1 protein-coding gene is annotated in these 432 nt (G+C 31.0%); it reads right to left on the reverse strand.

Going from position 1 to position 432, the window contains the following annotated elements; translation table 11 throughout:
- Positions 1-54 precede the first annotated feature (54 nt).
- Entirely contained in the window at positions 55-330 is a 276-nt protein-coding gene (locus ACSBRB_RS10620; RefSeq protein WP_435032727.1) for a helix-turn-helix domain-containing protein, read from the reverse strand.
- Positions 331-432: the final 102 nt, after the last annotated feature.

Here is a 432-nt window from a genome sequence, read left to right on the forward strand (position 1 = left end):
ATTTCTTTGTATTTATATTACAGTATTTTTCACTTTGCAACAGAACCCTTCGTTTTATACATATGCAATTTTTAGTTGTTTTTTTGTAACTCGGGCTATTGCTTCCATTGTATCTAAATTAAGTTTTGATTCGCCATTTTCAATTCTAGCAATAGTTGATTGAGGTTTGCCTAATTCATCGGCTAATTTCCTTTGTGACCAACCTAATTCATCTCTTAGTTTTACGACTGTCATTGCAAATTCTAAAGCTTCATCTTGATGCTGATAAACTCTTTTCAGACGGGGATTACGTTCAATATCATTTTTTATTAAATTAGATATCATACTCATATAACTCACCTCTTTTAAATTTTTCAATCACATGTTTAGCATGTTCTATTTCTCTAGGTGGTGTTTTCTGCGTTTTTTTGGTAAATCCACGTGTGATGATAT

It is taken from the genome of Staphylococcus auricularis (assembly GCF_051172115.1).
In the GTDB taxonomy this organism is placed as follows: domain Bacteria; phylum Bacillota; class Bacilli; order Staphylococcales; family Staphylococcaceae; genus Staphylococcus; species Staphylococcus auricularis_A.